The sequence below is a fragment of the Micromonospora craniellae genome (assembly GCF_014764405.1).
Lineage (GTDB): Bacteria > Actinomycetota > Actinomycetes > Mycobacteriales > Micromonosporaceae > Micromonospora > Micromonospora craniellae.
Genome location: NZ_CP061725.1, coordinates 3280472 through 3304129, shown reverse-complemented (window position 1 = coordinate 3304129; position 23658 = coordinate 3280472). Strand labels below are relative to the sequence as shown.

22 protein-coding genes are annotated in these 23658 nt (G+C 71.3%); 8 read left to right on the top strand and 14 right to left on the bottom strand.

What is annotated here, in order from left to right:
• The first annotated feature begins 3 nt into the window (after positions 1-3).
• The gene (locus ID554_RS14790) at positions 4-384 is read left to right on the top strand and encodes a PPOX class F420-dependent oxidoreductase (RefSeq protein WP_117229983.1); all 381 of its coding nucleotides are present in this window, start codon (positions 4-6) and stop codon (positions 382-384) included.
• Between the two features lie 101 nt (positions 385-485).
• Here the strand turns inward: ID554_RS14790 and ID554_RS14785 are convergent, their stop codons facing one another.
• Positions 486-695 (bottom strand): BldC family transcriptional regulator, encoded by a 210-nt coding sequence (locus tag ID554_RS14785; RefSeq protein ID WP_007073996.1) that lies wholly within the window; start codon positions 693-695, stop codon positions 486-488.
• A 251-nt stretch (positions 696-946) separates the two neighbouring features.
• The gene (locus tag ID554_RS14780; RefSeq protein WP_117229984.1) at positions 947-1786 is read right to left on the bottom strand and encodes a hypothetical protein; all 840 of its coding nucleotides are present in this window, start codon (positions 1784-1786) and stop codon (positions 947-949) included.
• A 274-nt stretch (positions 1787-2060) separates the two neighbouring features.
• On the opposite strand from ID554_RS14780, the gene ID554_RS14775 reads away from it, so the two are divergent.
• Together ID554_RS14775 and ID554_RS14770 are read left to right on the top strand one after the other, a co-directional pair.
• Positions 2061-3143 carry a Glu/Leu/Phe/Val family dehydrogenase gene (locus ID554_RS14775; RefSeq protein ID WP_117229985.1) on the top strand — a complete coding sequence of 361 codons (1083 nt, stop codon included), beginning with the start codon at positions 2061-2063 and terminating at the stop codon, positions 3141-3143.
• Between the two features lie 298 nt (positions 3144-3441).
• Positions 3442-3654: a DUF3073 domain-containing protein gene (locus ID554_RS14770; protein ID WP_111244996.1), complete on the top strand. Its 213-nt coding sequence runs from the start codon at positions 3442-3444 to the stop codon at positions 3652-3654.
• A 142-nt stretch (positions 3655-3796) separates the two neighbouring features.
• Here ID554_RS14770 and amcA read toward each other — a convergent pair whose 3' ends face one another.
• The 5 genes from amcA to ID554_RS14745 all read right to left on the bottom strand — a co-directional run bounded on the left by amcA (position 3797) and on the right by ID554_RS14745 (position 8564).
• Positions 3797-4033, bottom strand: coding sequence for a multiple cyclophane-containing RiPP AmcA (gene amcA, locus ID554_RS14765; protein WP_117229986.1), 237 nt, complete (start codon positions 4031-4033; stop codon positions 3797-3799).
• Positions 3987-5105, bottom strand: a complete 1119-nt coding sequence (gene amcB, locus ID554_RS14760; protein ID WP_317985228.1) for a cyclophane-forming radical SAM peptide maturase AmcB — start codon at positions 5103-5105, stop codon at positions 3987-3989. The genes amcA and amcB overlap by 47 nt, the downstream gene beginning before the upstream one ends.
• 190 nt (positions 5106-5295) lie before the next feature.
• Positions 5296-6450, bottom strand: coding sequence for a phosphoribosylformylglycinamidine cyclo-ligase (gene purM / locus ID554_RS14755; protein WP_117229988.1), 1155 nt, complete (start codon positions 6448-6450; stop codon positions 5296-5298).
• Between the two features lie 64 nt (positions 6451-6514).
• Positions 6515-8068, bottom strand: a complete 1554-nt coding sequence (gene purF / locus ID554_RS14750) for an amidophosphoribosyltransferase (RefSeq protein WP_117230000.1) — start codon at positions 8066-8068, stop codon at positions 6515-6517.
• A gap of 163 nt (positions 8069-8231) precedes the next feature.
• Positions 8232-8564, bottom strand: a complete 333-nt coding sequence (locus ID554_RS14745) for a sterol carrier family protein (RefSeq protein ID WP_396888548.1) — start codon at positions 8562-8564, stop codon at positions 8232-8234.
• Between the two features lie 132 nt (positions 8565-8696).
• Here ID554_RS14745 and ID554_RS14740 point away from each other — a divergent pair, with 132 nt between their 5' ends.
• Complete coding sequence (locus tag ID554_RS14740; protein WP_117229989.1) at positions 8697-10943, top strand: carboxypeptidase-like regulatory domain-containing protein; 2247 nt, start codon at positions 8697-8699, stop codon at positions 10941-10943.
• A gap of 76 nt (positions 10944-11019) precedes the next feature.
• Here ID554_RS14740 and ID554_RS14735 read toward each other — a convergent pair whose 3' ends face one another.
• The 4 genes from ID554_RS14735 to purS all read right to left on the bottom strand — a co-directional run bounded on the left by ID554_RS14735 (position 11020) and on the right by purS (position 15565).
• A complete protein-coding gene (locus ID554_RS14735) occupies positions 11020-11772 on the bottom strand; it encodes a 2-phosphosulfolactate phosphatase (protein WP_117230002.1) in 753 nt (250 codons plus the stop codon).
• 4 nt (positions 11773-11776) lie between these two features.
• Positions 11777-14554, bottom strand: a complete 2778-nt coding sequence (purL, locus tag ID554_RS14730; RefSeq protein ID WP_117229990.1) for a phosphoribosylformylglycinamidine synthase subunit PurL — start codon at positions 14552-14554, stop codon at positions 11777-11779.
• Between the two features lie 67 nt (positions 14555-14621).
• Positions 14622-15305 carry a phosphoribosylformylglycinamidine synthase subunit PurQ gene (purQ, locus tag ID554_RS14725; protein ID WP_117229991.1) on the bottom strand — a complete coding sequence of 228 codons (684 nt, stop codon included), beginning with the start codon at positions 15303-15305 and terminating at the stop codon, positions 14622-14624.
• On the bottom strand, positions 15302-15565 hold the full coding sequence (purS, locus tag ID554_RS14720; RefSeq protein ID WP_117229992.1) for a phosphoribosylformylglycinamidine synthase subunit PurS: 264 nt from the start codon (positions 15563-15565) through the stop codon (positions 15302-15304). Before purS ends, purQ begins: the two co-directional genes overlap by 4 nt.
• 453 nt (positions 15566-16018) lie before the next feature.
• Here purS and ID554_RS14715 point away from each other — a divergent pair, with 453 nt between their 5' ends.
• On the top strand, positions 16019-16699 hold the full coding sequence (locus ID554_RS14715; RefSeq protein ID WP_117229993.1) for a S1 family peptidase: 681 nt from the start codon (positions 16019-16021) through the stop codon (positions 16697-16699).
• Positions 16700-16722: 23 nt separating this feature from the next.
• The gene (locus tag ID554_RS14710; protein WP_117229994.1) at positions 16723-17286 is read left to right on the top strand and encodes a YbjQ family protein; all 564 of its coding nucleotides are present in this window, start codon (positions 16723-16725) and stop codon (positions 17284-17286) included.
• A 120-nt stretch (positions 17287-17406) separates the two neighbouring features.
• Here the strand turns inward: ID554_RS14710 and ID554_RS14705 are convergent, their stop codons facing one another.
• The 3 genes from ID554_RS14705 to ID554_RS14695 form a co-directional block, all read right to left on the bottom strand.
• Positions 17407-18324 (bottom strand): IS5 family transposase, encoded by a 918-nt coding sequence (locus tag ID554_RS14705; protein ID WP_113974896.1) that lies wholly within the window; start codon positions 18322-18324, stop codon positions 17407-17409.
• 246 nt (positions 18325-18570) lie between these two features.
• Entirely contained in the window at positions 18571-19995 is a 1425-nt protein-coding gene (gene purB, locus ID554_RS14700) for an adenylosuccinate lyase (RefSeq protein WP_117228039.1), read from the bottom strand.
• Between the two features lie 60 nt (positions 19996-20055).
• Entirely contained in the window at positions 20056-21348 is a 1293-nt protein-coding gene (locus tag ID554_RS14695) for an acetyl-CoA C-acetyltransferase (RefSeq protein ID WP_117228038.1), read from the bottom strand.
• 53 nt (positions 21349-21401) lie between these two features.
• Here ID554_RS14695 and ID554_RS14690 point away from each other — a divergent pair, with 53 nt between their 5' ends.
• Together ID554_RS14690 and ID554_RS14685 are read left to right on the top strand one after the other, a co-directional pair.
• Positions 21402-22775 (top strand): 3-oxoacyl-ACP reductase, encoded by a 1374-nt coding sequence (locus ID554_RS14690; RefSeq protein ID WP_117228037.1) that lies wholly within the window; start codon positions 21402-21404, stop codon positions 22773-22775.
• Positions 22775-23641 carry a MaoC/PaaZ C-terminal domain-containing protein gene (locus ID554_RS14685; RefSeq protein WP_117228062.1) on the top strand — a complete coding sequence of 289 codons (867 nt, stop codon included), beginning with the start codon at positions 22775-22777 and terminating at the stop codon, positions 23639-23641. The genes ID554_RS14690 and ID554_RS14685 overlap by 1 nt, the downstream gene beginning before the upstream one ends.
• Positions 23642-23658: the final 17 nt, after the last annotated feature.

Below are 23658 nucleotides of genomic sequence, written 5' to 3'. Positions count from 1 at the left end.
GACGTGACCACGTTGGACCGCCTCTCGGCGGAGAAGTACATACTCCTCACGACCTTCCGCAAGGACGGCCGCGCGGTGCCGACCCCGGTCTGGGCGGTACGCGACGGCGACGCGCTTGCGGTGTGGTCTGCGGCGGACGCCGGCAAGGTGAAGCGGATCCGCCGTAGTGGGGATGTCACGGTGGCCCCGTGCGACGTGCGCGGTCGGCCCCATGGCGAGGCGGTGCCCGCCCGGGCGAGCCTCTACGACCCCGGAGCGACCGACCGCATCCGGGGGCTGATCAAGCAGAAGTACCGAGTGATCGGGCGGCTGACGCTGCTCGGCAGCCGGCTGCGCCGGGGCACCGGCGGCACGGTGGGGATCCGGGTCGAGCTGACCGGCTGAGCGGGTGCCGACGGGGCCGCACCGGATGGAGGACAAGACGAAGGGCGACGGATTCGAACGTCCGTCGCCCTTCGTGGTGTCTCTCGCTATCGACCGGCCAGTCAGTCCCCTTGGCGCTGCTGCGGGATCTGCCCCTGCAACAGTGCCCTGACCTCGGACTCGCGATACCGGCGGTGTCCGCCCAGGGTCCGGATGGCGCTCAGCTTGCCGGCCTTCGCCCAGCGGGTCACCGTCTTCGGGTCGACACGGAACATCGACGCCACCTCGGCCGGTGTGAGTAGCGGCTCTGGTTCGTGCGTTCGCGATGCCATCGGTCACTCCTCCACATGTAGAGACATCGGCCGGGGTCCCGCCGGCCGACGCGTCTCCCATGGTCCGGCTAGTCCCCGATGTCCGACATGGGCCGAACGGCCGAACGTCCCTAGACGGACGGATGAACCATGCCCGATTTATACGACTTTTACACGCTAGAAAGTACCTTATTCGGACTCATAGTAACGGTTCGTGACGCAACAACTACGAGACTGCCTCATGTTACAGCCCGAAATTTGGGCAAAGCGAACTAGTTGCAGCGCTCCAGAAGTTGCACGGCCCGCCAGCGCGCAACGAGCTTGTCGTACGCCGCAGACGCCTCTTCCGCCTCGCCGCGCGACAGTCCGGCGAGTCCGGCGGCGACCAGTTCCGCCGAGTCGTCCTCGGCGAGCGTCTCGTCGGAGAGCAACTCGACCAGACCGCCGTAGTCCAACTCCACCACCGAACGGGGGTGGAACTCCTCCAGCCACCGGGCGGCCTCCTCGACCGCCTCGGTGATGGGCGCGTCCCCCACCGACTTGCGCAGCACCGACAGCGCCCGGGACGACCGGCGGCGGGCCTTGGAGATCTCCGTCCGGAGACGCAGCGAGCGACGCTCGGGTGCCGTCACGTGGTGACGCTCCTGCGCCTCGAACAGCACGAACCAGCGCAGCGGCACACCCCAGGTGGCGATCTGCTCGTGCACCCGGGGCACACCGTGCTCCAGCACCCGGGCCCCGCTGCGCCAGTCCTCCACCACGGCCTTGGCCTGCCCAGCCAGCACCGGCGGCACGAACGCGTCGGCCAGCACCGGCGGGACCCCGTCCCGGGCGCTCAACGCGGCCTCGGCCACCCGGATACGCAGGTTCCACGGGCACACCAGGAGGGTCTCGTCCGTCTCCAGGACATACGCCTCGTCGGGCAGGTCGGGCAGCCGGGTCCAGCCCGCACCGAGCGCCTCGATCACCGAGGTCCGCTGCCGAACCGGCCCCTCCACCGGCGCCACCGCCCGCCCCTGCTCGACGTAGCGCCGCCAGTACGCCTGGCGATCGCGATCGAAGGCGGTCAGCGGCTCGTACACGCGCAGGTATGAGGCGAAGAGCGACGGCACGGCGCGATCCTCCCACGAACGGCAAGCCGAGCGTTGCTCGGCGTCACCCGGGTGGTGCCGCGTGGCGAGCCGAAACGGGGGTCCGGCGCCCTCGTCGCGCCCTACGGCGTGGGCGTCGGGACCCCCGGTGCGTCCGCCCGCTGGACGGGATGCGGACGCCCGGGAGAGGCCGGGGAACGCCCGCCGATACTAGGCTCGCACCACCGGCAGCATCCCCGCCGGCTCGACCGAGGTCCGCGTCCCACAAGGACGCCCGCCGACACAGGAGCCAGTCATGGGCGTATTCGCCACTTCCGACGACCCGGAATCCACGGGCCATGAGCAGGTCGTGTTCTGCCAGGACAAGCAGACCGGCCTGAAGGCGATCATCGGGATCTACTCCACCGCGCTCGGTCCGGCGCTCGGTGGAACCCGCTTCTACCCGTACGCGAGCGAGGAGGACGCCCTCGCCGACGTGCTCGACCTGTCCCGCGGTATGGCGTACAAGAACGCTCTCGCCGGGCTGGACCTGGGTGGCGGCAAGGCAGTCATCTGGGGTGACCCCGAGCAGATCAAGAGCGAGGCGCTGCTGCGCGCGTACGGCCGCTTCGTGGAGTCGTTGAGCGGACGCTACTACACCGCCTGCGATGTCGGCACGTACGTGCCGGACATGGACGTGATCGCCCGCGAGACGCGCTACGTCACCGGCCGCAGCGTCGAGCACGGCGGAGCCGGCGACTCCTCGATCCTCACCGCCTGGGGTGTCTTCCAGGGCATGCGGGCGGCCGCCGAGCACGTCTGGGGTGTCCCCACGCTGCACGGCCGGCGGGTCGGCGTGGCCGGCCTGGGCAAGGTCGGCAAGTACCTGGTCGGCCACCTGCTGGAGGACGGCGCCGAGGTGGTGGCCACCGACGTGAGCCCCCGCGCGCTGGACTGGGCGCGGACCACCCACCCTGAGGTGACGCTGGTCGAGGACGCTTCCGCGCTGGCCGCCGCCGACATCGACGTGTACGCGCCCTGCGCGCTGGGTGGCGCGCTGGACGACGACACGGTCGGGGCGCTGCGGGCGAAGGTGGTCGCCGGGGCGGCCAACAACCAGCTCGCCCACCCGGGTGTCGAGAAGCTGCTCGCCGACCGGGGCATCCTCTACGCCCCGGACTACGTCGTGAACGCCGGCGGTGTGATCCAGGTCGCGGACGAGATCGAGGGCTTCGACTTCAACCGCGCCAAGCTGCGCGCGACCCGCATCTTCGACACCACCCGGGAGATCCTTCGGCTCGCCGACACCGACGGCGTCCCGCCTGCGGTGGCCGCCGACCGGCTGGCGGAGCGACGGATGGCCGACATCGGCCGTTTGCGCACCATTCATCTCCGCTGACCCTGACGCCCGTTAAGGGCGGGGCCCCGCTGCTCCCGCCCTTAACGGGCGTTCCCGGCTAAACTGAAGATAAGACACGTTCGTGGGAATTTGCCCCCCGTCAGGACCGCACCCGGCATCGCCCCTTACCGGGTACAATGGGTGACGACCGGTTGACCGCCACGCGCGGCGGCGGTCGACGGTAACCCGAGGTGCCGAACGGTGGCATCCCCATGTACCGTAAGAGCCACGAGAGATGCCTGACGTCATCGGGGCCCGCCTTCGGGCTGCCCCGCATTCTGTGCGAGGGGGTCGAGCCATGGGGCGCGGCCGTGCTAAGGCCAAGCAGACAAAGGTGGCCCGGGAGCTGAAGTATCACTCCCCGAACACCGACCTCGCCGCCTTGCAGCGAGAACTCGGCGGCAGCGGCAAGTCGGACCGCAACTTCGACGACGACTACAAAGAGTACGTCGACGATGACGAGGACCACGCCGAGGACGACCCGGACACCTGGGTCCGTCCCACCCGCTGACCCCCGGTCACATCCGAGCACGCGGCAACTCCCCGCGTGCTCACGTATGTGCCCGGTACGCGGCGGCGTACCACCCGACGCTCAAGGGCCTGCCACGCCCGGAGACAATCCGGGAACGTGGCGGGCCCTCGACTCCGGCCGGTCAGCGAGGCCGGTTGTTCCAGTTGTAGAACGTCGGGATGTTCTCGAAGTGGTTCCAGGCGCAGACCGCGCTCGTCCCGTCGCCACCCGTCACCTCCGCCCGTAGCCGTCGTGCGGCCTCTGCCTCCTGAAGCAGGGCGGTGAGCCCGGCAGCGGCCTCCCGCACCCGGTCGGTGACCCGGTCGGCCTCGTTACCCGTCGCCCGCTCGGGCTCCCGGTGACCTGTGGTCTCGGGCATGATCCAACACTCCCTCCAGTAGGCGGATCTTGCTGTTGCGGCAGTGCTCGGTCTCCGTACCGTCGAAACGGCCCAACTCGAAGTAGCGATTGGCCGCGTGGCCTCCACCACAGAAGCCGAAGTACGGGCAGGACGAGCGGCAGGCTTCCACCCCGGACAGGAACTCGCCGACCCAGGCCGTGCCGGCCGCACCGGCGAGGATCTCGTGCAGCGGCGTGGAGAGGACGTTTCCGCTGCTGAAGTCGCCGTGCCGCGGATCGGAGAAGCCGGCCAGCTCCGGTGAGAGCACCACCACCGCACCGTCGTGGGCCACGGTGGGAATCGGGTCGAGGCTCTCCGGAAGCAGGCCGTCCGCCGTACCGTCGAGGACCGCGGCGGCGTACCGCAGCGACCACTCGACCTCCCGCAGGTGGATCCGTGGATCGCGCCGCCAGGCCGCGACCAGCTCGGCCCAGAACCCGGTCACCGCAGCGGCCTCGTGAGCGTTGTCCCGGGTGTTGACGCCCTCGGTCTCCTCGATGTTCACCCCGAGCACCTCGCACCCGAGGTCGAGGAAGTAGGCGTACAGCTCGGCCGCCCGAGCAGGAGACGGATCGTTCACCACCGCCAGCGCCGAGAACGGCAGGCCGTGCCGGCGCAGCGCGGCCATCCCACGCACGATCCGGTCGTACGCCGGGCGTCCCGCCCTGGTGACCCGGTCACCGTTGCGCGCCCGGGGCCCGTCCACACTGACGCTCACCCGAATGCGGTGCGCCGCGAAGAACTCGCACCACGCGTCGTCGATCAGCGTGGCGTTGGTCTGCACGTGGTGCTCCACCTCGGCAGCGAAGGGGGCCATCAGTGCGGCCAACCGCTCCCGACCCGCCGCGAGCGGCTCCCCGCCGTGCCAGACCACGGAGAACCGCCCCGAGGCAGCCCACGGGTTCACCGAGGCGGCCACCGCCTCCGCCACCGCGACCGGCATCCGCCGGTCCGCAGCCCGCAACGGCAGATAGCAGTACGCGCAATCCAGATTGCAGAGTGTGGTGGGCTGCATCACGACGTACGACGGGACGCCGGCCAGGCCCCGCATCCCACGCAACGACCGTCCCCGTGCAGCCATCGCCCTCCTCACCGGTTGGCGGCTGCCGGGCACACCCCGGCACGGGCGCACCCCCACAGCTTCGAAGCAGCCTCGCAAGGCGAAGTAGCCCTAAGGCTAGGCCGCGACGGCCACTTGGGTGAACCCCTGACCAGGTAGCTGGACGATCGGCGTCGGATGATCAGCCGCGAGTGTGCTGCCCGATCATCTGCACCTCACCGGTGCCCTCGATGATCTCGCCGGCCTGCCACGCGTCCACCCCGCGGCCGGTCAGCGTGGCCAGCGCGCGGTCCGCGTCCTCGGCCGAGACGATCGCGAACATGCCGACGCCCATGTTGAAGGTCGCCTCCATCTCCGGGTCGTCGATCCGCCCCTTGGACTGGACCAGGTCGAAGATCGGCTGCGGCTTCCACGTCGAGCGGTTGACCACCGCGTCCACGTGCTCGGGCAGGATACGCACCAGGTTGCCGGGGATACCGCCGCCGGTGACGTGGGCCAGCGACCGGACCTCCGCCTCGGCGATGAGCTTGAGGCAGTCCTGCGCGTAGATCTTGGTGGGGGTCAGCAGCTCCTCGCCGAGGGTGCGCTGCCGACCGAAGTCGTCGATCACCACGTCCAACCGCATCCGGCCGGCGCCCAGCAGCACGTGCCGGACCAGCGAGTAGCCGTTGGAGTGCAGGCCGGAGGAGCGCATGGCGATCACGACATCGCCCACCTCGACCCGCTCCGAGCTGAGGATCTGGCTCTCCTCCACCACGCCGACGCCGGTGGCCGAGATGTCGTACTCGTCGGGGCGCAGCACACCCGGGTGTTCGGCGGTCTCACCGCCGAGCAGCGCGCAGCCCGCGTACCGGCAGCCGTCGGCGATGCCGGCGCCGATCTCGGCGACCCGGTCCGGCACGACCTCACCGGTGGCGATGTAGTCCAGCAGGAACAGCGGCTCGGCGCCGCAGGCCACCAGGTCGTCGACGACCATCGCGACCAGGTCGATGCCGACCGTGTCGTGGATGTCCAACTGCTGCGCGATCACCAACTTGGTGCCGACACCGTCGGTGGAGGAGGCCAGGATCGGGTTCTTGTACTTCGTGGTGTCCAGCCGGAACAGGCCGGCGAAACCGCCCAGGTCGCCCATCACCTCCGGCCGGCGGGTCTGCTTCACCTTGGACTTGAGCAGCTCGACCGCGCGGTCGCCCGCCTCGATCGACACGCCGGCGTCCGCGTACGAGACCGAGCGTTTGCGAGCGGGGCGGCCAGTGCCGGCCGTCCAGGGCTGGCGGTCGCCGCCAGCGCCGGTCGGGCTGCTTCCTGCGCCGCTGCGCTCGGACACGTGCGTCACGGTTCTCCCCTTAGTGGTTCTCGGCGGCCGCGTCGGCGGTGACCGGCGCCGCAGCCGGATGGTGCTACGGGCGGTGTGTGGTCGCCGACATCTTCAAGTCGGTGCGGGACGTCGTGCCGGCCTGCTCGTCGGCATCGACGTCGTCGTCGACCCGGTTCGCGACCCGACGACTGATTCCTTCGAGCACGTGCTTGCCGATCAGGTTGCCGACGGGCAGCTCGATCGGGTACTCCCCGTCGAAGCAGGCCCGACACAGCCGGGTCTTCGGCTGCTCGGTCGCGGCGATCAGACCGGGCAGCGAGACGTAGCCCAACGTGTCAGCGCCGATGGAACGCCGGATGCCCTCGTTGTCGAGGCCGTTGGCGAGCAGCTCGGCGCGGGTGGCGAAGTCGATGCCGTAGAAACAGGGCCAGGAGACCGGCGGTGAAGAGATGCGGACGTGCACCTCCACCGCGCCGGCCTCGCGGAGCATCCGGACGATCGCGCGTTGGGTGTTACCCCGGATGATCGAGTCGTCGACCACGACCAGGCGCTTGCCGCGTACGTTCTGGCGCAGCGGGTTGAGCTTGAGTCGGATGCCGAGTTGACGCAGGGTCTGCGACGGCTGGATGAAGGTGCGCCCGACGTACGGATTCTTCATCAGGCCGGCGCCGTAGGTGATGCCGGACTCCTCGGCGTAGCCGATGGCGGCCGGCGTGCCCGACTCGGGCACCGGGATGACCATGTCCGCCTCGACCGGGTGCTCCTTGGCCAACTGGCGGCCGATCTGCACCCGAGCCGCGTGCACGTTGCGCCCGGCTATGGTGGCGTCCGGGCGGGCGATGTAGACGTACTCGAAGAGGCAGCCCTTGGGCTCGGGCGCGGCGAACCGGATGGACCGCAGCCCCTCGGCGTCGATCGCGATCAGCTCGCCGGGCTCGACCTCGCGGACCACGCTCGCACCGACGATGTCCAGCGCCGCGGTCTCGCTGGCCACCACCCAGCCCCGCTCCAGGCGGCCGAGCACCAGCGGACGCACCCCGTGCGGGTCACGGGCGGCGTACAGCGTCGACTCGTCCATGAAGGCGAAGCTGAACGCCCCTCGCAGCTGGGGCAGCACCTCCAGCGCGGCGGCCTCGACGGAGAGATCCGGGCGGCTGGCCAGCAGCATCGTGACCAGCGAGGTGTCGTTGGTCGAGCCGTCGGTGCCCAGGCCACGCTCGGCGACCTCACGCTGGAGATCGGCGGTGTTGACCAGGTTGCCGTTGTGGGCCAGCGCGATCGTGGTGCCCGAACTGGTGGCTCGGATGGTCGGCTGGGCGTTCTCCCAGGTCGAGGCACCGGTGGTCGAGTATCGGGTGTGACCGATGGCGACGTGACCGCGCAGACTCGCCAACGTCGGCTCGTCGAAGACCTGGGCGACCAGGCCAAGATCCTTGTAGACCACCACGCCGGAGCCGTCGCTGACCGCTATCCCGGCCGCCTCCTGCCCCCGGTGCTGCAACGCGTACAGCCCGAAGTAGGTCAGGTTGGCGACCTCCTCCCCAGGCGCCCAGACACCGAAGACGCCGCACGCGTCCTGAGGGCCTGGTCGTTGGGGATCAAGGTCGTGGCTCAGCCGGCCGTCGCCTCGGGGCACCTGCCGCTCCCTCTTGCTGGTCTGGACTGGCCTGGCGGAGCCACCGGGGCCGCTCCGTGCCGCATCGGCCAGAACCACACTGTCGTCGCCTGACAGTGTACGCGAATCCATATCGCCACATAAAGTCACACTGGCGCGACACAGTGTCATCGCGTAACAGGCGTCACTCCAGTTCGAGCGGCAGGTACGCGGACAGGTCCGCCCGTGCACCACTCGCCCGTACGCGACCCTCCGTGACGGCCCGCTCCCAGTCGAGCCGACCGGCGGCGAGGGCGACCCACGTCTGCGGATCCATCTCCACCGTGTTCGGAGGAGTACCGCGGGTGTGTCGCGGCCCCGGAACACACTGAACTGCACCGTAAGGTGGGACACGCACCTCCACCGATCGGCCGGGGGCACGCTCCGCGAGAGTGGCCAACAGGGTCCTGACCGCCGTACGGAGCACCAGCCGTTCGGGCGCGAGCCCCTCGTCAAGCGCCGACAGCGCTGCGGCCACCGCGGCGGACTTAATGTACGGAGAGGACACGACGGGACGATACGGCGTGGCCGCCCAGCGCGTCACGATGGCCCTGGGTCGCGCCGATCCGCCCCGACAAGGCATAGTTGCCGACGGCGTATTCATACCGTGATGTTCCTTCGGCCGGCACTCGCCGGTGCGAGGAGGTCAGTCCGGAAGGCGGTGGACGTGTCAACACACCGACGAGCCTGGCAGAAGCGGGCCGGTGTGGTCGTAGCGCTGATTGTCGGTGCCCTGCTCGCCGTCCCCGCCACACCCGCACTCGCCGACAACCCGGACGTTCAGATCACCAACCTGCCGAACGGCACTCTCCAGTCCGGTCAGCAGACGTCGATGACGTTCCGCGTCAAGAACAACAACGAAGCGCCCACCCCGTTCAGCATCTCCGTCAGCACCTTCAACGGGCTGAGCTGCCAGGGCGAGTGCAACATCCCCGCGCGCGTGATCGGGGCCAACGAAGAGGCGTCGATCACGGTCAACCTGGTCGCGGGCGACGTGGCCGCCGGTCAGGAGCGCTCCGGTCGGGTGCGGGTCTCCGCCCGCTTCGGCGGCGACCAGGGCGGCGACGAGCGCGACATGACGGTACGCGGGCCCAACCCCCCGCCCACCTCCCAGGCGCCGCAGTCGGTGCGGTCCGTCGCGGGCAAGGTCGTGGCGCGCTCCGGCGAGGCGGTGCCGAACGCATACGTGCTGCTGGTGGACAGCTCCGGCCGCCAGCGGGAGACCAACAGCGACGGCAACGGCAACTTCCGCTTCACCGGCAACAGCGGCAACCCCATCGCGCCCGGCCGGATCGACGTCGGCGCGAGCAAGGACGACATCCGGGCCACGGTGAGCTTCACGGCCAACGCGGGCCAGAGCATCACCGGGCGAAGGATCACCCTCGCCATCCAGTCCTCGGCCAGCCCGAGTGCCACGCCCTCGGCGAGCGAGTCGGTGGAGCCGACGGAGGACCCGTTCGAGGACGAGGCCACCGACGAGGCGACGACGCCCGGCGAGACCCCCGTCGCACAGGCACCGGCCGGCAACGAGAGCTCCGGCGGCTTCGGCAACTGGCTGCTGATCCTGCTCGGTGGTCTCTTCGTGGCGATCGGTGTCGGCACGATCGTGCTGCTCTGGATGAAGCGCAGGGAGAACGAGGACGCCGATCCCGACGGTGAGCCCACCGGGGCGGCGCCGGCCGGCGCGGTTCCCGCAGCCCGGGGCTCGTTCGCCGGGGCGGACGACCAGACCCGCGTGGTCAACCGGGTCGGCTCCGCACCGGACCCCACCATGGTGGGCGGTCCGGGGCTGGCCAACGCGCCGACGATGATGCACCAGCCGGTGGTCGACGACGTCCCGCCGGACCCGTACGGTGCGCCTCCGCAGCCGTACGGCGCGCCCGGCGGGCCGGGGCAGCAGGCATGGTCGGGCGGTTACGGCGACGAACCGGGCGGTGGCTACGGCGGTGGCCCGGGCTACGGCAACACGCCTTCCTCCGGGGGCGGCTACGGCAACGCTCCCTCCTCGGGCGGCGGCTACGGCACCGGCCCGTCCTCCGGGGGCGGCTACGGCAGCCGTGACTACGGTGCGGGCAGCGGTGGGTCGGACTATCCGCCGGGCGGTGCCGGTGGCTACGGCGAGCGGTACGACGAGCCGACCGGCCGCTACCAGGGCGACGGTACCCGCTACCAGGGCGACGCCACCCGCTACCCGGCGCCCGCCGACCCGTACGCGACCGGCGTTTACCAGCCGGACGGCGGCCAGGGTTACGGCCGGGGTGAGCCCGGCGGTGCCGGCTACGGTCAGGGCGAGTCCGGCGGCGGCTACGGCCAGGGCGGCGACGCCACCCGTGGCTACGGGCAGGGCGACCCGGGTGGCTACGGCCAGAGTGACCCAACCGGCGGCTACGGCCAGAACGAGCCGGGTGGCTACGGGCAGGGCGACCAGGCCCGTGGCTACGGCCGGGGCGAGCCGACCGGCGGCTACAGCCGCGGCACGGAGTCGACCGGCGGCTACAACGAGCCCACCGGTTACGGCCAGGAACCGCCGCAGCAACGCGGCGGCTACGACAACGCCGGTTACCACGAGCCCACCGGCTACGCCCCGGGTGGCTACGGCCAGGGCGGCGGTTACGGCCAGGAGCCACCCCAGCAGCGTGGCGGCTACGACAACGCCTACGAGCAGGGTGGCTACGGGCAGGGTGGCGGTTACGGCCAGGAGCCACCGCGCCAGCGCGGTGGCTACGACAACAGCTACGAGCAGCAGCAACAGCAGGACGGCGGCTACTACGGCGATCCGGCGCAGACCGGTCGCGGTCGACCGGACGGCCCCGGGCAGGAGCGGGGCGGGCGTCGGCTGGACTGGATGGACGACTGACGCACTGACGAGAGAAGCCGTGGACCGATCGCGGTCCACGGCTTTTCGTCGATCATGGACACTGCGGGGGCACGGGTCAGGCGGCGGAGAAGACGCCTTGCCGCAGCAACGGGACCACGTCGGAGTCGCCGACCCGAACCGCGATCTCGACGTCGTCGGGGAAACCGGCCTCGATCAGCTCGCGGCCGGACACGCAGCCCCGGACCGCTGCGGGCACGTCGGGCGTGCTGGCCAACGCGGCGAGCGCCATGGCCGCCTCCACCGAGAGGCCGCCCGAAACTCCGGAGATGGCGTCCAGTACGCAGGCCGCGCCGAGCTGGTCCTCCACCGACGGCCGGAGCGAACCGTCCGGCCACTGCTCGCCGGCGGCGACGACCCCGATCGGGTCGGTGGTCGAGCCGTACCCCTGGCGCAGCAGCCAGCTCCCGACGGCGCGGGCGTTACGTAGGTTGGCCGCCACCACCGGCACTCCGGTGGCGCTGGCGGCGGCGCTGATGGCCGATCCGTTCGGAGCGGGCAGCACCAGCTCGGCGACGAACGGTGCCCGGCTCAACGCGGCGGGCGACAGTGACCACGGGTGTTGCACGGTCTGTCGGCGGCCGGTCGCGACCACCGCGCCGACCCGCTGTGCGTAATCGGCGGCCTGCGCGCCCCAGGGAAAGGGGTGCACGCGCATCCCCCGCCCGACGGCCACCTCGACGGTGGTGGTGAACGACAACACGTCCACCACCACCAGTGCCGCACAGACCCGGCCGAGTTCGGCCGCCCCCGCCAGGCCCCAGTCGAACCGGGCTCCCGATCCGGGTTGGGCGAATACGGCCGAGGCCACCGCCTCAGCGCTCGTCGGGCGCGGCAGGCTGCTCGGTGGCACCGGGCTGCGGAGCCTCGGCCCGGTCGGCCGGAGCGTCCGCCGGGTTCTCACCGTCGGCGGTCGCCCGGACCGGCGGCGTCGCCCACCCGGACGGCCGCTCGGCCGCTGTCTCCTCCTCGGCGCTCGGCGTCGCCGGCACCTCGGCTTCGGCGACCGGGCTGCCGGTCACCGCTGGCACCTCGCCCGCCGGGTCGGCGGGCTCCGGCGTCGCGTCGGCGAGCGGTGCCGCCTCGGCGCTCGGGGCGACCTTGCCCTCGGCCGGCGTCGCGACGGTGTCCGGGGCGGTCACCTCGAACGGCTGCACACCCCCGAAGAGCTTGGGCAGGGTGCCGGTGTGCGCCTCGCGCAGCTCGTCCAGCTCGATCCGGAACTGGCCGTGCACCTCAAGCGCACCGGCGGTGGAGTCGGTGACGCCGATCAGCTCCCACGGCACACCGTGCTCGGCGCAGAGGGCGGTGAACGCCTTCTCGTGACCGCGCGGCACCGAGACCAGCACCCGGCCGGCGGATTCGCTGAACAGGAAGACGAACGGCATGGAGCCACCCTCGAACCGCTCCGGCACCGCGATCCGCGCGCCGACGCCGTGGCGCAGGCAGGACTCCACCAGGCTCTGCGCGAGACCGCCGTCGGAGAGGTCGTGCGCGGAGCTGAGGTGCCCGACCCGGGCGGCGGCGGCCAGCAGCCCGGCGAGCTGCTTCTCCCGCGCCAGGTCGACCTGCGGGGGTACCCCGCCGAGGTGCTCGTGGGTGACCCAGGCCCACTCCGAGCCGGAGAGCTCCACGTGCGTCTCGCCGAGCAGGAAGAGCTGGTCGTGGTCGTTGCTGGTGCGCGCGACGAAGCCGGACGCCACCCGTTCGGCCACGTTCTCCAGCACGCCGAGCACACCGACGACCGGCGTCGGGTGGATGGCCGCCGCCCCGGTCTGGTTGTAGAAGCTGACGTTGCCGCCGGTCACCGGGATGCCCAGCTCTGCGCAGCCGTCCGCCAGGCCGCGTACGGCCTCGGCGAACTGCCACATCACGCCCGGGTCCTCCGGCGAGCCGAAGTTCAGGCAGTCGGTGACCGCGATCGGCGTCGCACCGGTGACCGCCACGTTCCGGAACGCCTCGGCCAGCGCCAACTTGGCGCCGTGGTATGGATCGAGCCGAGCGTACCGGCCGTTGCCGTCCACCGAGAGCGCCACGCCCAAGCCGGTCCGCTCGTCGATCCGGATCACGCCCGAGTCCTCCGGCTGGGCGAGCACGGTGTTGCCCAGCACGTAGCGGTCGTACTGCTCGGTGACCCAGGTCTTGTCGGCCAGGTTCGGCGAGGCGATCATGCGCAGCAGGGTCTCGCGCAGCGCGTCCGGGTCGGTCGGCCGGGGCAGCGTCTCGGCCCGGTCGGCCTGGAGCAGGATCAGGTCCGCCGGCTCCCGCATCGGGCGGGCGTAGACCGGGCCGTCGTCCACCAGCGAACCCGGCGGCACGTCGACCACCAGGTGGTCCCGCCAGGTGATCAGCAGGCGGCCGGGCTGACCGTCCGGCTGCGGCGCGGTGACCTCGCCGATGGCGGTGGCCAGTACGCCCCACTTCTCGCAGGTCTTGAGCACCGCGTCGAGCTTGTCCGGCTCGACGACCAGGAGCATCCGCTCCTGCGACTCGCTGGCCAGGATCTCGTGCGGCTCCATCGACGGCTCACGCAGCGGCACCCGCTCCAGCCACACCCGCATGCCGGTGCCGGCCGCCGCGGCGGTCTCGGTGAGCGCGCAGGTCAGCCCGGCGCCGCCGAGGTCCTGGATACCGGCGACGAGCTGTGCGTCGTACAGCTCCAGGCACGCCTCGATCAGCAGCTTCTCGATGAACGGGTCACCGACCTGCACCGACGGGCGGCGCTGCTCGCTGCCCTCGGTGAAGGTGGCGCTGGCGAGGACGGAGACACCGCCGATGCCGTCGCGGCCGGTCTTGGCACCCATCAGCACCACGACGTTGCCGGGGCCGACAGCGGCTTTGTTCTGCAGGCGGCTCACCGGCAGGACGCCCAGGCAGAGCGCGTTGACCAGCGGGTTGCCCTGGTAACAGGGGTCGAAGACGACCTCGCCGCCGATGTTGGGCAGGCCGAGGCAGTTGCCGTATCCGCCGACGCCGGCCACCACGCCGGGCAGTACCCGGGCGGTGTCGGGGTGGTCCGCGGCACCGAAGCGCAGCGGGTCCATCACCGCCACCGGGCGGGCACCCATGGCCAGGATGTCGCGGACGATGCCGCCGACGCCGGTGGCGGCACCCTGGTACGGCTCGACGAAACTCGGGTGGTTGTGCGACTCGACCTTGAAGGTCACCGCCAGCTCGTCGGAGATCTGCACCACACCGGCGTTCTCGCCGATGCCGGCCAGCAGTCGATCGCTGGGCGGGGCCTTCTCACCGAACTGCCGCAGGTGCACCTTGCTGGACTTGTAGGAGCAGTGCTCGCTCCACATGATCGAGTACATCGCCAGCTCGGACTGGGTCGGCCGGCGGCCCAGGATGTGCCGGATGCGGTCGTACTCGTCGTCGCGGAGCCCGAGCTCCGCGTACGGCTGGAGCTCGTCCGGGCTGCCGTCGGCGCGCGGGACGGTGTCCACCCCGTCGGCCCAGCCGGTGGCCTCCTGCGCGGCGGCGTGCCGGGGCGCGGCGACCGAGGGCGCGGTGGCAGCCGGTTCCGGCTGGACCGGCGCGGCCGGGAATGCCTCCGGGGTCTCCCGTACCGGGTCCGGATGCGTGGTCATGACATCTCCTCGTTGCGCTCGCCGCCGTGAGGGCGGGTGAGCCGACCGTTGATCCCGCAGCCGACGGTCACGCCGGCGTCCCCACCAGATGCTTGAGCACCGAGGTGAAGAAGCCGAGGCCGTCGAGGGAGGGGCCGGTGAGCGCCTCCACCGCGTGCTCGGGATGCGGCATGATGCCGACCACGTTGCCGGCGGGGTTGGTGATCGCGGCGATGTCACGCTGCGACCCGTTGGGGTTGCCGCCGAGATACCGGGCGACGACCCGCCCCTCGGCCTCCAGCTCGTCCAGCGTCGCCGGGTCGGCGACGTAGCGACCCTCGCCGTTCTTGACCGGGATCAGCACCTCCTGGCCGGGCTGGAAAACGTTCGTCCAGGCCGTACCCGTGGCCTCGATGCGCAGGACCTGGTCGCGGTTGCGGAAGTGCAGGTGCTGGTTGCGGGTGAGCGCGCCGGGCAACAGGTGCGCCTCGCAGAGGATCTGGAAGCCGTTGCAGATGCCGAGCACCGGCAGGCCGCCGGCAGCGGCGTCGACGATCTTCTCCATCACCGGGGCGAACCGGGCGATAGCGCCGCAGCGCAGGTAGTCACCGTAGGAGAAGCCGCCGGGCAGGACGACCGCGTCCACCCCGTGCAACTCCGCATCCCCGTGCCAGAGGCGGACCGGCTCCGCGCCGGCGATCCGGACGGCCCGGGCCGCGTCCCCGTCGTCGAGCGAACCGGGAAACGTCACCACACCGACCCGGGCGGTCACGAGCGGGCGTCCGCGGCTTCGTCGGCCTCGCCCAGATGGACGGTGAAGTCCTCGATGACCGGGTTGGCGAGCAACTTGTCGGCGATCTCCCGGGCCCGGTCCAGGTCCGGTTCACCGGTGAAGTCGATCTCGATCCGCCTGCCGATCCGTACCGAGGCGACGTCGTTGACGCCGAGCCGGGGCAGCGCGTTTGCGACGGCCTGGCCCTGAGGATCGAGGATCTCGGGCTTGAGCATGACGTCGACGACGACGCGAGGCACTGGGCACTCCTGACTGTGTACGCAGTTGGGTGCCGACCCACAACGGGCGAGCGCAGCCAGCCTACCTGGCAGATACGGCATCAGACGCACCGGCCGGACGCGGTCCGGGCGGTACTCGACCGTGCCCGCGCGGGGTCTTCGGGACCGATACGGGTTCGTTGCAGTCCCGATACGGGTTCGTTGCCAGGAAGTCCGGTCCGGGTGGGTTTGATCCTCCCTGGCGCAGGCGACGACGCACCGATCGCCCCGATCCGGCACCCTCTTCCGCGACGCCGGGAAATCCGACTGTTACATCCGATTGTTTCGATGAACCTCTTGTGAAACACCTCACCGGGCCCTACCGTACATCGTCAGACGTCGATTCGCAGACGTCGCGGCGGCGGTTCACCCCCTCCCGCCAGCGCAGACCGACCCGGTTAACCCGGGTCACCAAACCCCGAAGGAGCCCTACCGATGCGCATCCGATCCCTGATCGTGGCCTTCGCCACAGCCATGGTTGGCGTCGTCGGCGCCAGCTCCGGCGCCGTCGCCTCCCCCGTCAGCCCGTACATCATCGGCGGCAGCACCGTCTCCTCGGCGCCGTGGGCGGCTGCGGTGTTCAGCAACGGCTCGTTCACCTGCTCCGGCACGATCATCGCGCCGCAGTGGGTGCTCACCGCCCAGCACTGCATCGGCAGCAACATGTCCGTCCGGGTGGGTAGCGTCCAGCGCTCCTCCGGCGGCGTCACGCGTACGGTCAGCGCCACCTACGGCCGCTACGACCTGGCCCTGATGCGCCTGTCCAGCTCGGTGAGCACCAGCTACGTCACGCTGGCCACCAGCAACCCGCCGATCAACTCCACCAACACGATCTTCGGCTGGGGCATGACCTGCTACAGCGGCTGCTCGGCCTCGCCTCAGCTCAAGACCGCGTCGGTGCAGGTCACCAGCAACAGCGTCACCGACGCGTACGGTGGCCAGGCGATCCGGAGCACCCGGATCAACGGCAACGCGTGGCGGGGCGACTCGGGCGGCCCGCAGTTCTACAACGGCCAGCAGGTCGGCGTCGCCTCCACCGCCAACGGCGTGAACATCCAGAACTACGGCAGTGTCGCATTCAACCGGGCCTGGATCACCTCGGTGGCCGGTGTCTGACGATTAGCGCCCGGCCGGCGCGGATGGTGGGCTTCGCGCCCGCCGTCCGCGCCGCGTCGTTTTTCAGCATCCGATCAGGTGAACAACCCTCACATTCACCGGCCGCACCGGCTGCCAGCATCAGAACCGTGCTGGTCGTGACGACGGACCAACTTCCCGGCTACGAGATCCGCCAGATCCTCGGCGAGGTGGTCTCCTCGATGGCCAGGACCCGCAACCCCTACCGCGAGGGGGTGAAGAACCTGCGCGGTGGCGCGTACGACCCGTCGGCCCCGGACAACCTCACCCGATGGCGTACCGACTCGGTGGCGCGGCTCGGCGAGGAGGCCCGGCGGATCGGCGCGAACGCGGTCGTGGGGATGCGGTTCGACAGCCGCGACTGCGGCGAGATGTGGATGGAGATCTGCGCCTACGGCACCGCCGTGATCGTGGCACCGACAGTGCCCGACGTCATGCCTCCGGACCAGCCCCTCGTCGCGGCCGAGACCGCCCAGGACCCGGCCTTCGCCCAGTCCCCGGGTGGCATCGCCGAACCCGCCAGCGCCCCCAACCTCAGCACCGCCGCCGAAACCCCCACCCGCGACTAACTCGGAAGTAGACCTACTTCCTCCCGATTAGGGCCGCTTCGCGTAGCGGAGCGACAAGGACTCCCCCCCCCCCCGGCCCCCCGCCCACCTCCCCCCGCGTTGGCAGCGTTAGGTCGTGTGTCATAAGTGCCGTTCGAGGCGCCGGAGCCAGTTGTCGATCATGCTGATGGTGGCGGTGGCTTCGTAGCGCACTGCGAGTTTGTCGTAGCGGGTGGCCACGGCACGGTGCTGTTTGAGCAGGCTGATGCCGCACTCCACGGCGTGACGCTGCCGGTATGCGCTGGGGTCGAAGGCGGGTGGCCGGCCACCCGCCGAGCCCTTCTTACGACGGTTCGCGGCCTGGTCGGCCTTGACCGGGATGACACAGCCGATACCACGGCGCCGCAGGTAGCCGCGGTTGGCCTTGCTGCTGTACGCCTTGTCCGCCAGGACCCGCTGCGGCCGACACCGGGGCCGCCCGACACCGAGACGAGGCACCCGGATGCGGTCCAGCACAGTGGTGAACTGCGGGCTGTCGCCGCGCTGCCCACCGGTGATGACGAACGCCAGCACCATGCGGCCCTGCTCGCAGGCCAGGTGCAGCTTGGTCGTCAGACCGCCCCGGGACCGGCCCAGCGCGTGATCCGCCGGCTCGGCGGCGCTGCTGCCGCCCGGCGGCTCGACCTGCGTGTGACTGCCCCGGCGGGCGCCGGCGGCGTGCTGATGCGCCCGCACGATCGTGGAGTCCACACTCACGTCCCAGGAGATCAACCCGAGCGCGTCGGCCCTACCCTGCAACCCGGCCAGGATCCCCGCCCACACCCCCGCCCGCTGCCAGCGCCGGTACAGCCCGTACACCGTCCGCCAGTGCCCATAGCAGTCCGGCACGTCCCGCCACGGCGCACCCGTACGGACCCGCCACCTGATCCCGTCAATGAGCTGCCGCTTGCTCCACTTCGGCGGCCGACCCGGCTTCTTCCGCCCGGGCAGCAACGGCTCCAGCACCGCCCACTGCGCGTCGGTCAGGTCGTGCCGCCTCGTCACCGCTACGCTGGCCACGAGGTCTCCGTGCAGATGGTTGTCTTGGTCGATAACCCATCTACCGGAGACCTCACCGCATATCGATCACCGACACACCCAGCCGATCACCTCACAGCAGGGCCACGGGCACTTATGACACACGGCCTAACGGCGTTGGCGGCGTTGGCAGCGTTGATCAAGAGGTTTGGGCCCTGGAGACCACTCCTCGGCGCCCAAAACTCCTTGATCAACGCCGTGGACGAGGGGGTGGGGGTGGGGGTGGGGCTAGAGGATGGGGGGTGGGGTGTAGGTGGCGGCGTTGGGGTGGGACTGGACGATCTTGGAGATTCGGGTGGTCACCGCCTGGATCTGGGCGGGGGCGGCACCGACGAAGGCGGCCCGGTCGGCGACCAGGGCGTCGATCTCGGAGCGGGTGAGGCCCAGCCGGGGGTCGGCGGCCAGGCGGTCGAAGAGGTCGTTGTCAGGGGCACCCTGCTCACGCATGGCCAGGGCCACGGCGACAGCGTGCTCCTTGATCGCCTCGTGCGCGGTCTCCCGGCCCACGCCCCGGCGCACCGCCGCCACCAGGATCTTGGTGGTGGCCAGGAACGGGAGGAAGCGCTCCAACTCCCGGTTGATCACCGCCGGGTACGCGCCGAACTCGTCCAGCACGGTGAGGAACGTCTGGAACAGCCCGTCGGCGGCGAAGAACGCGTCCGGCAGGGCCACCCGGCGGACCACCGAGCAGGAGACGTCACCCTCGTTCCACTGGTCGCCGGCCAGCTCGCCGACCATCGACAGGTAACCACGGATGATCACGGCGAAGCCGTTGACCCGCTCCGACGAGCGGGTGTTCATCTTGTGCGGCATCGCGCTGGAGCCGACCTGACCCGGCTTGAAGCCCTCGGTGGCCAGTTCCTGACCGACCATCAGCCGGATCGTGGTGGCCAGCGACGAGGGTGCCGCGGCCACCTGCGCCAGCCCGGAGATCACGGCCAGGTCGATCGACCGCGGGTAGACCTGCCCCACGCTGTCCAGCACCCGCTGGAAGCCGAGATGCTCGGCGACCCGCCGCTCCAGCTCGGCCACCTTCTCGGCGTCGCCGTCGAAGAGGTCCAACTGGTCGGCGGCGGTACCCACCGGACCCTTGATCCCCCGCAGCGGGTACCAGGCGATCAGGTCCTCCAGCCGCTCGTACGCGATGATCAGTTCCTCGGCGGCGGACGCGAAGCGCTTGCCCAGCGTGGTGGCCTGCGCCGCGACGTTGTGCGAGCGCCCGGCCATCACCACGTCCGCGTACTCGTGGACGTGCCAGGCCAGCCGGGCCAGCGTCGCCACCACCCGGTCCCGGATCAGCTCCAGCGACCGGCGCACCTGAAGCTGCTCGACGTTCTCGGTGAGGTCCCGCGAGGTCATCCCCTTGTGCACGTGCTCGTGCCCGGCGAGCGCGCTGAACTCCTCGATGCGGGCCTTCACGTCGTGCCGGGTGACCCGCTCCCGGGCCGCGATCGAGTTCAGGTCGACGTCGTCGAGCACCCGCTCGTACGCCTCGACCACCCCGTCGGGCACCGGCAGGCCGAGGTCCCGCTGGGCCCGGAGCACGGCGAGCCAGAGCCGCCGTTCCAGCCGGATCTTCTCCTCCGGCGACCAGAGGGCGACCAGCTCGGGCGAGGCGTACCGGTTGGCGAGCACGTTCGGGATCGTCGTCACCTCGCCATTCTCCCGATACCGTCGCCGCCCGCCCGACCGGGTACGTCTGATTCCCGGAGGTCAGCGTTCCAGGATCGCGGTCACGCCCTGGCCGCCGGCCGCGCAGATAGAAATGAGTCCACGGCCGCTGCCCTTCTCGGCGAGGAGCTTCGCCAGGGTGGCCACGATCCGGCCGCCGGTGGCCGCGAACGGGTGCCCGGCGGCCAACGAGGAGCCGTGCACGTTGAGCTTGTCGGTGTCGATGGCGCCGAGCGGGGCGTCCAGGCCGAGTCGGTCCACGCAGAATTCCGGGGACTCCCAGGCTGCCAGGGTGGCCAGCACCTGTGAGGCGAACGCCTCGTGGATCTCGTAGTAGTCGAAGTCCTGAAGGGTGAGCCCGGCCCGGGCCAGCAGCCGGGGCACCGCGTACGCGGGGGCCATCAGCAGTCCCTCGTCGCCGTGCACGAAGTCCACCGCCGCCGTCTCCGACCAGGTGAACCAGGCCAGCACCGGCAACTGGTGCGCGGCGGCCCATTCCTCGCTGGCCAGCAGCACGGTGGAGGCGCCGTCGGTGAGCGGCGAGGAGTTACCGGCGGTCATGGTGGCCCGTTCGGCGTCCGGGCCCTTGGCGCCGAAGACCGGCCGGAGCGCGCCGAGCTTCTCCAGCGTGGTGTCCGGGCGGAGGTTCGCGTCGCGGGTCAGCCCCAGGTAGGGCGTCATCAGGTCGTCGAAGAACCCCTGTTCGTACGCGGCGGCGAGCCGCTGGTGCGAACGCAGCGCCAGCTCGTCCTGGGCCTGCCGGTCGACGTTCCAGCGCAGCGCGGTCTGTGCGGCGTGCTCGCCCATGGACAGCCCGGTACGCGGTTCCGCGTTGCGCGGGACCTCCGGCTTGAAGGGCTGGGCCGGGCGCAGTTTGGCGGCGATCCGCAGCCGCTCGCCCAGCGTCCGGGCCGAGTTGAGCCGGAGCAGGGTGCGGCGCATGTCCTCGTTGACCGCGAGCGGGGCGTCGGAGGTGGTGTCGACACCGCCGGCGATGCCGACGTCGAGCTGACCGAGGGCGATCTTGTTGGCGACCAGGATCGCGGCCTCCAGGCCGGTGCCGCAGGCCTGCTGGATGTCGTACGCGGGGGTGCGCGGGTCGAGCTTCGAGCCGAGCACCACCTCGCGGGTGAGGTTGAAGTCCTTGGCGTGCTTGAGCACCGCGCCAGCGACCACCTCGCCGACGCGCTGCCCGGCCAGGCCGAACCGGGCGACCAGCCCGTCCAGGGCGGCGCCGAGCATGTCCGCGTTGGAGGCGTCGGCGTACCGCGAGTTGGAGCGGGCGAAGGGGATCCGGTTGCCGCCGATGACCGCGACCCGTCGAACCTTCTGCACGATCCGCCTCCTCAGGAGTGTCGCCGTACCTTACCCGCCAGTAGGCTACGCCTATGACCGACAGGTACGCGAGTTTTGTCCAGTCGGGTGCCGGCCGGGTACTGGTCAAGCGCCTCGGGCTGCCCGATCCGCCACGACTTCGCCGACACGCGCCGGGTGAGCCGATCCTCCCCGGGCCGGCCCTGCTCGGCACCTCCACCGGGTGCCGGCTCGCCGAGCCGGTCGGCACGATCCTGGCCGCCGCCGGGCTCGCCCTGCGCGACCCGGCCACCGCCACACCGGATCCCACCTCCGGCCGTACGCCGACCAGCTCCGCCCTGGTCTACGACGCCACCGGCATCACCGACTCGACCGGGCTGCGGCAACTGCACGACTTCTTCCACCCGCAGGCGCGGGCGGTGCAGCCCAGCGGCCGGGTGATCGTGCTGGGCACCCCGCCCGCCGAGTGCGACACGCCGCGCGAGGCGACCGCCCAGCGGGCCCTGGAGGGGTTGACCCGCAGCATCGGCAAGGAGTTCGGCCGGGGTATCACCGCCCAACTGGTCCACGTCACGCGGGAGGCCGACGAGAGCACCTGGACCAGCCTGGAGGCGACCCTGCGGTTCCTGCTCTCCGGCCGTTCGGCGTACGTGTCGGGGCAGGTGATCCGGGTCGGTGCCGGGCGGGCGAGCGCACCGGTGGACTGGGACCGGCCGCTGGACGGGCAGGTGGTGCTGGTCACCGGCGCGGCCCGGGGCATCGGCGCGGCACTGGCCCGGGTGCTGGCCCGGGACGGGGCGACCGTGGTGGCGCTGGACGTACCGGCTGCCGGGGACGCGCTGGCCGGCGTCGCCAACGAGATCGGCGGCAGCGCCGTACAACTCGACCTGACCGCCGCCGACGCGCCGGCCCGGCTCGCCGATCACCTGGCCGAGCGGCACGGCCGGGTGGACGTGGTGGTGCACAACGCCGGCATCACCCGGGACAAGACCCTGGGCCGGATGGACGCCGACCGCTGGAACCAGGTCATCGACGTCAACCTGTCCAGCCAGGAACGGATCAACGACGTGCTGCTGGACCGAGGCCTGATCCCGGACGGCGGGCGGATCGTCGGCGTCTCCTCGATCGCCGGGATCGCCGGCAACCGGGGCCAGACCAACTACGCCGCCAGCAAGGCCGGCGTGATCGGGCTGGTCGACGCGCTGGCTCCGGCGCTGCGCGACCGGGGGATCAGCGTGAACGCGGTCGCGCCCGGCTTCATCGAGACCCGGCTGACCGCGCGGATCCCGCTGGTGCTGCGCGAGGCGGGCCGCCGGATGAACAGCCTATCCCAGGGCGGGCTGCCGGTGGACGTGGCGGAGACCATCGGCTGGCTGGCCTGGCCCGCTTCCGGCGCGGTCAGCGGCAACGTGGTCCGGGTGTGCGGCCAGAGCCTGCTGGGGGCGTGATGGCCACGCAACGGGAGCGGGTGACGCTGCCCGCGCTGCCGGCCGCCGGGCCGCTGTACCGGCGGGCCCTGTTGGGTGCGATGCCGGGGCGCGGCGGGCAGCGGACGGACGAGGTGCCGGCGGTGGAGCTGGCCGTCGATCAGGTGGCCGTGGACCCGGACCGGTTGGCCGACTACGACCGGGTGTGCGGGTACCGGCTCGCCGACCGGCTGCCGGCGACCTTCCCGCACGTCGTGGGCTTCCCGCTGGCGCTGCGCCTGATCACTGCGCCGGAGTTCCCCATCCCGCTGACCGGGGTGGTGCACGTGGCGAACCGGATCACCGTGCACCGGCCGGTCACCGTGGCCGACCGGCTGGACTTCACCACGTGGGCGGAGAACCTGCGCCCGCACGACCGGGGGCGCCAGGTCGACGTGGTCCTCGTCGGCTCGGTGGACGGGGATGAGGTCTGGCGCGGCGTCTCGACGTACCTGGGGCGGCAGCGTACCCCGGGCGGCGGCGAGCGGCGCGACCGGGGCGACCGTCCCGCGCCGCCGGCCGCGTCCGCGCGCTGGCGGGTCGAGCCCCGCGTGGGTACGGACTACGCGCGGGTCTCCGGCGACCACAACCCGATCCACACCTCGCGGCTTGGCGCGCGGCTGTTCGGCTTCCCCCGGCCGATCGCGCACGGCATGTGGAGCAAGGCCCGCTGCCTGGCGGCACTGGAGAACCGGCTGCCCGAGGCGTACACGGTCGACGTGGCGTTCAAGCTGCCGGTGCCGTTGCCGGGCACGGTGGCGTTCAGCGACACGGCGGCCGGGGCCGGGTGGGACTTCGCCCTGCACGACCAGCGAGGTCGACCGCATCTGGTGGGCACGATCCGCTGAGTGGGGGTCGGGCACTT

Coding starts and splice junctions, on each gene's coding strand:
- ID554_RS14690 (WP_117228037.1), top strand. CDS start 21,402: ATGACCGACAGGTACGCGAGTTTTGTCCAGTCGGGTGCCGGCCGGGTA.
- ID554_RS14715 (WP_117229993.1), top strand. CDS start 16,019: ATGCGCATCCGATCCCTGATCGTGGCCTTCGCCACAGCCATGGTTGGC.
- amcB (WP_317985228.1), bottom strand. CDS start 5,105: ATGCGGGGCCTGGCCGGCGTCCCGTCGTACGTCGTGATGCAGCCCACC.
- purL (WP_117229990.1), bottom strand. CDS start 14,554: ATGACCACGCATCCGGACCCGGTACGGGAGACCCCGGAGGCATTCCCG.
- ID554_RS14710 (WP_117229994.1), top strand. CDS start 16,723: ATGGTGGGCTTCGCGCCCGCCGTCCGCGCCGCGTCGTTTTTCAGCATC.
- ID554_RS14785 (WP_007073996.1), bottom strand. CDS start 695: ATGGCATCGCGAACGCACGAACCAGAGCCGCTACTCACACCGGCCGAG.
- ID554_RS14740 (WP_117229989.1), top strand. CDS start 8,697: ATGTTCCTTCGGCCGGCACTCGCCGGTGCGAGGAGGTCAGTCCGGAAG.
- amcA (WP_117229986.1), bottom strand. CDS start 4,033: ATGCCCGAGACCACAGGTCACCGGGAGCCCGAGCGGGCGACGGGTAAC.
- ID554_RS14685 (WP_117228062.1), top strand. CDS start 22,775: ATGGCCACGCAACGGGAGCGGGTGACGCTGCCCGCGCTGCCGGCCGCC.
- ID554_RS14770 (WP_111244996.1), top strand. CDS start 3,442: ATGGGGCGCGGCCGTGCTAAGGCCAAGCAGACAAAGGTGGCCCGGGAG.
- ID554_RS14775 (WP_117229985.1), top strand. CDS start 2,061: ATGGGCGTATTCGCCACTTCCGACGACCCGGAATCCACGGGCCATGAG.